This window comes from Mycobacterium pinniadriaticum (genome assembly GCF_026242045.1).
In the GTDB taxonomy this organism is placed as follows: Bacteria; Actinomycetota; Actinomycetes; order Mycobacteriales; family Mycobacteriaceae; genus Mycobacterium; species Mycobacterium pinniadriaticum.
This window is the reverse complement of the sequence record NZ_JAPJDO010000073.1, coordinates 1-9728: the sequence shown is the minus strand read 5'-3', so window position 1 is coordinate 9728 and position 9728 is coordinate 1. Positions and strand designations below refer to the sequence as shown.

The window sequence follows — 9728 nt, the reverse complement described above, 5'->3', positions numbered from 1 at the left end:
CCCGCTGCGCCTATTCCAGCCCCGCCACCTACGAAAACAACCACACATTCGCTACGCTGCCACAAGCGGCGTAACCACAAATCCCGTGTCCACTACACCGGGGCAAGGCCCGTGTTCCCGTTCCTGCGGGCCCTGGGGGGTGACGGCTCGACCTATGGCGAGCACATGAAGGACGCACGCTTCACGATTCCCACCCCGCAACTGTTATCGCGGGTGGTCGATCTGCTCGACGAGATCCCGATGGCCGATCGCGACACCAACGGCGATCTCTACGAGTACATGCTGTCCAAGATCGCGAGCGCGGGTCAGAACGGTCAGTTCCGCACGCCCCGGCACATCATCAAGTTGATGGTCGACATGACGGCGCCATCGCCGACAGATGAGATCTGCGACCCGGCGTGCGGCACGGCCGGTTTCTTAGTAGCCGCATCGGAGTATATCCGCGAACAGCACCCGTCCGTGCTGACGGATGCGTCCCAGCGTAAGCATTTCCACGCCAGCATGTTTCATGGCTACGACTTCGACAACACCATGCTACGGATTGCCAGCATGAATATGCTGATGCACGGCATCGAGTCGCCTGATATTCGATACCGAGACTCGCTGTCCGAGGGGGCCAGCGAGGATTCCGAGAAGTACACGCTGATCCTCGCCAACCCGCCCTTCGCCGGCTCGCTGGACTACGAATCGACATCCAAAGACCTACAGCGAGTCGTGAAGACCAAGAAGACAGAGCTGTTGTTCGTCGCGCTATTCCTGAAGCTTCTGAAGCCTGGCGGTCGCGCGGCGGTGATCGTCCCTGACGGCGTCCTATTCGGATCGTCCAAGGCGCACAAGGAACTTCGCCGCACGCTGGTTGAGGATCAGAAGCTCGACGGGATCGTCAAGCTGCCGTCGGGTGTTTTCAGGCCATACGCAGGAGTGTCGACCGCCATCCTTCTGTTCACCAAGACGAACTCTGGCGGAACCGATCAGGTGTGGTTCTACGACGTTACTGCCGACGGATTTTCGTTGGACGACAAACGGAACCAGGTCGACGCGAGTGATCTTCCGGATGTTTTGGCCCGCTGGGACGAACGGGCAGATTCGGAACTTGGGCGCGCGCGAAGCGAGCAGTCGTTCTGTGTTCCGAAGGACGACATCGTCGGGCAGGGGTACGACCTGTCGCTGAACCGGTACAAGGAGATCGTTCACGACGAGATCGAGCACCGGTCACCGCTCGAGATTATCGCGGAGATCGAGAAGCTTGAGGACGAAATCACTTTGGGGCTAGCTGAATTGAAGGCGATGTTGTCATGACCTTGCCTACCGTTCCTCTGGCGTCGATAGCCGAAGTCAAACTGGGCAGGCAGCGGTCACCGCAGAATCACACGGGCCCGACGATGCGAAAATACCTGCGCGCAGCCAATGTGGGATGGTCGGGGCTCCTCCTCGAGGACGTGAAGTCGATGAACTTCAGCGACTCTGAGATGGCTACGTTTCGTCTTGGGCCAGGCGACATCTTGCTTAACGAGGCGTCCGGCTCGCCGACCGAAGTCGGGAAACCTGCGATTTGGAAGGGCGAGATCGAGGACTGCGGGTTCCAGAACACTTTGTTGCGAGTGCGGTGCGGTTCCGAAGCTGATCCGCAGTACTTGCTGCACTACTTCCGGTATCAAGCTGCGACCGCGGCGTTTGCTAGGGGTTCACGAGGTGTGGGGATCCATCATCTTGGCCGGGAGGCACTCGCGAAATGGCCTGTACCGCTTCCACCGCTCAATGAACAACATCGCATTGCTGCGATCCTCGACCGGGCAGACGCCACGTGCGCCAAACGTCGGTCCGTAGTGGAACTGACGCAGAGTCTGGGAGTGACGATCTTCCTCGAGATGTTTGGTGATCCCGATAAACCGCGCGCTGGTTACCGGCCGGTGAGGTTCGGAGAGATCGCCGACCTACAAGGCGGGCGCAATCTCGTCGCTGAGGATTCGGTTGCGCAGACCCCTTACCGGGTGCTGAAGATCAGCGCGGTCACCTCGGGCAAGTTCAAGCCATGGGAAGCAAAGCCATTACCGGCGGACTACGCGCCACCTGAGGCGCATCTGGTCAGACCTGGCGATCTGCTTATTAGCCGGGCGAATACGGCCGAGCTTGTGGGTGCAGTAGCCTACGTTCCCGACAGTGCCCCGAACCTGGTTCTCCCCGACAAAATCTGGCGATTCATCTGGAAAGATCCCGCGAGCGTCCCGCTGTATTATTGGGCGCTGTTGAGCACGCCGGCGCTGCGACGTCGAATCAGTCGACTGTCCAGCGGGACTGGAGGCTCGATGAAGAACATATCAAAGGCGAAACTCCAACAGCTCGAACTGCCCTATGCTGATCCTGTACAGCAACGGGAGTTCCAGCGACGGGTGGCCGCGATCCCGACTCCCTCTATCGCAGAGTTCGACGAGCTAGTTGCCTCTCTCCAATCTCGTGCCTTCTCCGGACAGCTGTGAGGTAGCGGCATGTCGAACTTCGCTTTTCTGCAGTCCATTGGCTGGCCGGAGATGCACGCCGACTGTGCGCGGGCGGAGAGCTATGCGACCAGCGACCCACGTTCAGCCTGCTTCTACAGCCGGCGCACTGTCGAGCACCTGGTCGACTACCTGTATGACGTTCTCGCGCTGCCGATTCCATACAAGAACGATCTTGCCGCCAAGATCAACGATCCCGAGTTCAAGTCAAAGGTGGGCGTCGGAGCCGCGACCAAGCTCAATCTGATCCGCAAGCTCGGAAACACCGCTGTTCACGATGCGCAGCCCATTCCGCCGCGTGCAGCACTGGATGCGCTTCGGGAGTTACACCACGTGATGCTGTGGGCGGCATTCCGGTATTCTACTAAGCCGCAAGCGGTTCCGATCAAGGCAGCGTTCGATTCGAAGATCGTCGCCAAGGCCGCACCATTGACACGGCGGGACGTCGCCCAACTCGCTGCGAAGTTCGCCGCGCGAGATGCAGCACACGCGAAGGCGCTGGCGGAAAAAGACGAACTGGCGGCAGTCCAGGCCGCCGAGATCGCTGCCCTCCGCGAGGCTGTGAAACAGGCCCAGGCCGCCAATCAACAGACCGATGATCGTGATTACAACGAGGCCGAGACCCGAGACCGCTTCATCGACGTCATACTCGCCGAAGCCGGCTGGCCACTGAACGAAGCCAAAGACCGGGAGTACCCCGTCACCGGCATGCCCAACGGTGAGGGCAAGGGCTTCGTTGACTATGTGCTGTGGGGTGCAGACGGGCTCCCGCTGGCGATCGTGGAAGCCAAGCGCACCACCAAGAGTCCTCAGATCGGCCAGCAGCAGGCCAAACTGTATGCCGACTGCCTGGAGAAGATGACCGGCCGGCGTCCGGTCATCTTCTACACCAACGGTTATGAGCACTGGATCTGGGACGACGCCAGTGGTTACCCGCCCCGCGAAATCCATGGCTTCTACACCCGCGACGAGCTGGAGCTGCTGATCCAGCGGCGGATAACCCGTAAAGCGTTGGTTGACATGCCAATCGACTCGTCGATCGTCGAACGCCACTACCAGCACCGCGCGATCCGGGCCATCGACGACGCGTTCACGGCCATACAACGCGAAGCCCTGCTGGTGATGGCCACCGGGTCGGGCAAGACCCGTACAGTAATCGCATTGGTGAAGCAGCTGATGGAGGCAAATTGGGTCAAGCGGGTGTTGTTCCTGGCCGACCGTACCGCGCTCGTCACCCAGGCGGCCAATGCGTTCAAAGCGCATCTGCCTGACGCCACCACCGTCAACCTGGTCACGGAGAAGGTCACCGACGGGCGGGTGTACGTGTGCACCTACCCCACGATGATGAACCTCATCAACGACACCGACTCTGACATCAGGAAATTCGGGCCGGGCTACTTCGACCTGGTGGTCATCGACGAAGCCCACCGGTCCGTGTACCAGAAGTACAGGGCGATTTTCGACTGGTTCGACTCGCTCCTCGTCGGGTTGACCGCCACCCCGAAGGACGAGGTCGACCACAACACCTATCGCCTGTTCCACCTCGAAGACGGTGTGCCCACCGACGCCTATGGACTTGACGACGCGGTCAAGGAAGGGTTTCTTGTCCCGGCGATTGGCATCTCGGTAGGCACCAAGTTTCTGCGGGAAGGCATCCGCTACGTCGATCGCTCCGAGGAAGAGAAAGATGAGTGGGATGCCCTTGATTGGGGGGACGACGTCGATCCTCCGGATGAAGTGGGTGCTGAGGAGATCAACCGCTTCCTGTTCAACGAGGACACCGTCGACAAGGTGCTCGCCGAATTGATGAGCAAGGGCCACCGCGTCGCCGAAGGCGACCGTCTCGGCAAGACGATCATTTTTGCCAAGAACCAGGACCATGCCGAATTCATCGCCCAGCGTTTCGACATCCAGTACCCGCATTACGCTGGCACATTTGCACGTGTCATCACGCACAGCACCGCATATGCCCAGTCGCTGATCGACGACTTCTCCGTCACCGAGAAAGCCCCGCACATCGCCATCTCGGTCGACATGCTCGACACCGGCATCGACGTCCCCGACGTCGTCAACCTCGTCTTCTTCAAAGTGGTCCGATCCAAGACCAAGTTCTGGCAGATGATCGGCAGGGGCACCCGTCTGCGCCCAGATCTGTTCGGTCCCGGCCAGGACAAGCAGAACTTCTACGTCTTCGACTTCTGCGGCAACTTGGAATTCTTCAGCCAAGACCTGCCGGTGTCCGAGGGCTCGTCGCAGAAGTCGCTGAACCAGCGACTCTTCGAAACCAGGCTGGGGTTGATCAACGCGATCGACGTCGCGTGGCCCGCGTCGGGATCTGATCCCGGTGAGGGGCAGGGCACGGAGACAGAACGCGGATTGCGCGTCGACGTCGCGTGGTCGCTTCACCAAACCGTCGCTGGTATGAGTCTGCAGAATTTCATGGTTCGGCCACACCGCAGGCTCGTGGAACAGTACGCACAGTGGCCGGCCTGGACATCGCTGACGTCGGAAGCTGCGGGCGACGTGGGTGAGCAGCTCGCGGGGTTGCCCTCAGCCCACAAAGACGACGACGAGGACGCCAAGCGGTTCGACATGCTGATCTTGCGCCGCCAGTTGGCCCAAATCGAAGGCGATGCTGTTGCCGCTGAGCGGCTGCGCGAGCAGATCCAGAACATTGCGACCGGTCTGCTGAACCAAACAGCGATCCCGTCAGTCGCAGCACAACAAGTTCTCCTCGAAGACATCGGAGGTGACGAGTGGTGGGTCGATGTCACGCTGCCGATGTTGGAATTGGCTCGGCGCAAGCTCCGTGGTCTGCTGCGATTCCTCGAGAAGGCGAAGAAGGCGGCCGTCTATACGGACTTCGCCGACGAACTCAGTGAAGCCACCCTCGTTGATCTTCCGGGCATTACACCCGGCACGAACTGGGAGCGCTTCCAGGCCAAGGCGCGGGCGTATCTGAGTCAGCACCAGGATCACGTTGCGCTACAACGATTACGGCGTAACAAGCCGCTGACACCGGAGGACCTCGCCTCGCTGGAGCAGATGCTCATCGAGAGCGGGACGGGCGAACAGGCTGACATCGACTTGGCCAAGGAACAATCGCACGGGCTGGGGTTGTTTGTTCGGAGCTTGGTCGGCCTGGACCGCGAGGCTGCAGTCGAAGCGTTCGGGTCATTCCTGGACGGCACTCGGTTCAACGCCGACCAAATTCGGTTCATCAATCTCATCGTCACCGAACTCACCGCCAACGGTTTCATGGAGCCCGTTCGGCTTTACGAGTCGCCGTATACCGATCATGCACCGACTGGACCCGACAACGTCTTTGCCGAGTCAGACGTCGACAACATCGTTGCGATCCTCAACACTGTGCGCGACAACGCCGCGAAACCGACGGATGGAGCTGCGTAACGGCGCAGTACAAACTTGCGCGGGCCGTCGACCGCCGGATGATGCGCGAGTGGGAACTGGAAAGGGAAGTGGATGGCACTGATTCGAGAGTTTCACAACGTTGTGTCGGACCGACAGGACGTTCATAAGCCAGTTTCGTGCGGCTGGCGAACATTTCATGCTGGCGGCGCTACGATCCTCCAACTAGATACGTATGGGTCGGACCAGCGGAAGATAGCAAACAAGGTCTCGCAGACAATTCAGCTTGACCGTGATGGGGCCGCCTTTCTACTGAATCTGATTCAGGAGGCTTTCCCGGGACTTGATGCAAGCTAGGCAATGATTGAAATCACGTTCGGCTGAGAGGTTACGAAGTGACGATCCCCGACTACCAGACACTCTTGCGGCCTGTGCTGGCATCGCTCGGAGACGGCCAAGTTCATCGGTCGCGGGACGTGATCGACTCGATCGCCGACGAATTGAATCTCAGTCCTGAGGAGCGAGCTGCGCGGGTGCCAAGCGGACAGAAGCGTATTGACAACCGAGTCGCTTGGACTATCACGTATCTGAACCAGGCAGGCCTGATTGAACGGCCGGGCCGCGGACTCGTGAAGATCTCAGAAGAGGGCCGCTCTGCACTGGATAAGTATCCGCAGCGAATCGACAACAAAATTTTGGAGGCGTACCCGGCGTTCATCGAGTTCCGTGATCGCAAGCGTGGTCGTGGGTCTGACGAAGACGTCCCCGCGCCGAAGCCCTTAGCCCGCGACGATGAGGTGAGCACGCCCAACGATCTTGTCGAACGCGCGGTGCGGGCCAATCGGGTAGCAGTGGAGAGCGAAGTTCTGGCGGCCGCGCTCAGACTCTCCGCGACAGGTTTCGAGGAACTAGTAGTACGCCTGCTCGACAAAATGGGTTACGGGCGCGCAGGTTCAGTCGAACGGACGACTGCATCGGGCGACGCCGGTATCGATGGCATCATCCACCAGGATCCGCTGGGACTTGATCGCATCTACATGCAAGCCAAGCGGTATGCCGAAGATCGGGCTGTAGACAGGCCGAAGATCCACGAATTCGCCGGTGCGCTCCTGGGGAAACAAGGTGACCGAGGCGTATTCATCACCACGTCGCGGTTCACGACTGGCGCTCATCAAGAGGCGGAGCGCATCAACGCTCGTATCGAGCTGATCGATGGAGCCCGGTTGTCGGAGCTCCTTGTGAAGTACGGCGTTGGGGTTCAAGAGGAGCACTCGGTGACCTTATACAAGCTCGATGAAGACTTCTTCGATTCGATCTAGATCGAGCTGACGCTTCGTTGGTGATCGTGGTTAGTGCAAAGACGCGATCATCCGTCCGTGGGTGAAGTAGGCCATCTCGACCGAGTTGGCTCTCACACCTTCCGTCGCCGCAACCCTGTGTCCGTGGTCGATCCCGCGGCGTCCACCAAGACGGTCGGAACTTGAAGCCGTGTGTGACAACGTCACCTTCTTCGGGAAAGCCCACGACCGAGGACGCTACGCTGACCTGGCAAGTATGAGGAGAGGCAAATGCGACTGTTCATCACGGGAGTCGACGCCGACGGCAAGTCCTGAGTCGTCAGCAATGACGAGGTCGAAATCAACTCAGTTGCACTCGGTTTCTCCATCGGCCTGCCCTACGCCACCACCCAGGACCGCCACCCGCTACGACCGCAAGGCGACGCCGACCTCATCGACCTGTTCCTCGAGCCCGGCCTCGTCCGCTGGATGGTCGTCGACCAGGGCTCCGAACACCGAGATTCCAATGCCCCACACCGACACCATCGACCTCGAGATCGTGCTCAGCGGAGCGTCGACCTGATCCTCGGCGACGGTGCCCACCACCTCGAAGCCGGCGACATGGTCGTCATGAACCGTGTCGACCACGCCTGGAAAGCGGGTCCCGACGGCTACCGCATGTCCGCCGTCCTCATCGGCACGCCGCCGCCTGCATGAGCCACATCAATCTGACCGTTGATGGGACTGCTCTGGGTCCGGACTAACGGCCGACTCGACCATCCCGATTGAACTGTCGATTAACCCGAGGCGAAGAATCCATCGGGTCGAGTTGTGAGTCGAGACCCTTCCATTTGGCCTCTGGCGACCGATGATCGGCGTGGGCATTCTCTTGTCGCTTCGAGTAGGCCGCTAATGGCCTTTGGCTGATTGTGATCGAAGCCTCGCACGCCTGCAGCCGGATCGGGCATCGAGCTGGCCCACCCATCCTGGTGCCGTTGCTTGCGTGCCGTTGTCGGCTCCGGTCGAATCCTGCGCAGTTTCTTCCGGGGTGGTTTCGAGGCGTCGTCGCAACACTTCTCTAGATTCTGGAGGTTGTGTTGACATCGTCGCGTCGGGTGAAGAAGGGGCTGGGGCGCCGTCCGCAGTCGGCCAAGCGTCAGCGGTTTATGGAGTTGCGGGCTCGCGGGTGGAGCGTGCGCGCCGCGGCCCGCGAAGTCGGGGTATCACGATCCTCCGGAACGAACTGGGCCAGCGGCCACAAGACCTACCGCAACGGCGTCGTTGTTGGGTTCGTCGCGCCGTTGGACCGGCTGGCGGTCCGCGAGATCAGCCTCCGGTACCTGTCGCAAGATGAGCGCATCGAGATCGCCGATCTACGCCGGGCCGGGCTGAGTATGCGGGCGATCGCGCTGCGGCTCGGACGGTCGCCATCGACGATTTCTCGGGAGCTGCGCCGCAATGCCGGCCTCGGGTGCGGATATCAGCCGTTCGACGCTCATCGCCGCGCGACCCTGCGAAGGGCACGTCAGCATCGGCGCCGAGTGGATACCAATAGCGAGCTCGGCGCTGTGGTCGGCCAACTGCTTGCTCAACGGTGGAGCCCCCAGCAGATCAGCCGTCATCTCCGGCTGCGCTTCCCCGATGATCCGTTGATGCGGTTGTGTCATGAGAGCATCTATCAAGCTGTCTATCAGCCGAATTCGCGGTTTCTGCGGCCCTCGCGCTTGGCCCCGCACCGACGCTCACCACTGCGTACCGGTCGAGATCATCGTCGGGCGCATCACCGCCAACAGCGCCGGCGCGGCCGTTTCCAGCAGCCAATGCTGACCATCCACGACAGGCCGTTCCCGCCCATCGACCGGTCCGAGGCCGGGCACTGGGAGGGTGACCTCATCATCGGTGACAACCACCTCTCAGCGATCGGCACACTGGTGGAGCGTCAGACCCGAATGCTCCGGCTGATACACCTGCCCCGCGCCGACTCCGACTCGCTGCACGGCGCCCTGGTGGCCCGCATGCAGGACCTGCCAACGGCTCTGATGCGGTCGATCACCTGGGACCAAGGCACTGAGATGGCGCGCCACCTCGCCACCGCCGAAAAGCTCCGCGCGCCCGTCTACTTCTGCGACTCCCGATCACCCTGGCAACGCGGCAGCATCGAGAACATCAACGGGCTGCTGCGCGACTACTTCCCCAAGGGCGTCACCCTGACCAACCATTCGCCGGCGCACCTGATGGAAGTCGAGAACGAACTCAACAACCGTCCCCGCATCGTCCTGCAAGACCGTTGCCCCGCCGATCTATTCGCCGCGCTGCTAGCCTCAGAGAGTCCGTCGGTGTTGCGACGTTGACTAGAACCCACCCCGGAACCGACAGCCGTCGGCAGAACCTGTCGGTGCTTTGTGCGAGTCTGTGCGGCTCGCTTGCAGCGGGCGCTGAATCAAATGGGACGGAGACTCCAATGACTGATACTCGCCTAGGAGCCTGCTGAATTATTCCCGCGTGGCGGGGTTGGTTGTGGTGGGGTGTTGGGGACAATTGGTGGGTGCAGGGTCGTTCTGATGATCAGCGTGAGTTGTTGGATGCG

5 protein-coding genes and 1 pseudogene are annotated in these 9728 nt (G+C 60.8%); 5 read left to right on the top strand and 1 reads right to left on the bottom strand.

The features are described from left to right. Positions 1 to 105 precede the first annotated feature (105 nt). The 4 genes and pseudogenes from ORI27_RS32265 to ORI27_RS32250 all read left to right on the top strand — a co-directional run. Positions 106 to 1299: pseudogene (locus ORI27_RS32265) on the top strand (HsdM family class I SAM-dependent methyltransferase); the annotation flags it as partial. Further along, positions 1296 to 2477, top strand: coding sequence for a restriction endonuclease subunit S (locus tag ORI27_RS32260; RefSeq protein ID WP_266001309.1), 1182 nt, complete (start codon positions 1296 to 1298; stop codon positions 2475 to 2477). The pseudogene ORI27_RS32265 and the gene ORI27_RS32260, both read left to right, overlap by 4 nt. A 9-nt stretch (positions 2478 to 2486) precedes the next feature. Further along, the gene (locus tag ORI27_RS32255; protein WP_266001308.1) at positions 2487 to 5906 is read left to right on the top strand and encodes a DEAD/DEAH box helicase family protein; all 3420 of its coding nucleotides are present in this window, start codon (positions 2487 to 2489) and stop codon (positions 5904 to 5906) included. Positions 5907 to 6259: 353 nt separating this feature from the next. Further along, on the top strand, positions 6260 to 7183 hold the full coding sequence (locus ORI27_RS32250) for a restriction endonuclease (RefSeq protein WP_266001306.1): 924 nt from the start codon (positions 6260 to 6262) through the stop codon (positions 7181 to 7183). Between the two features lie 384 nt (positions 7184 to 7567). Here the strand turns inward: ORI27_RS32250 and ORI27_RS32245 are convergent, their stop codons facing one another. Further along, complete coding sequence (locus tag ORI27_RS32245) at positions 7568 to 7789, bottom strand: hypothetical protein (protein WP_266001305.1); 222 nt, start codon at positions 7787 to 7789, stop codon at positions 7568 to 7570. Positions 7790 to 8256: 467 nt separating this feature from the next. Here ORI27_RS32245 and ORI27_RS32240 point away from each other — a divergent pair, with 467 nt between their 5' ends. Next, complete coding sequence (locus ORI27_RS32240; RefSeq protein WP_456085474.1) at positions 8257 to 9492, top strand: IS30 family transposase; 1236 nt, start codon at positions 8257 to 8259, stop codon at positions 9490 to 9492. The last annotated feature ends 236 nt before the right edge of the window (positions 9493 to 9728 follow it).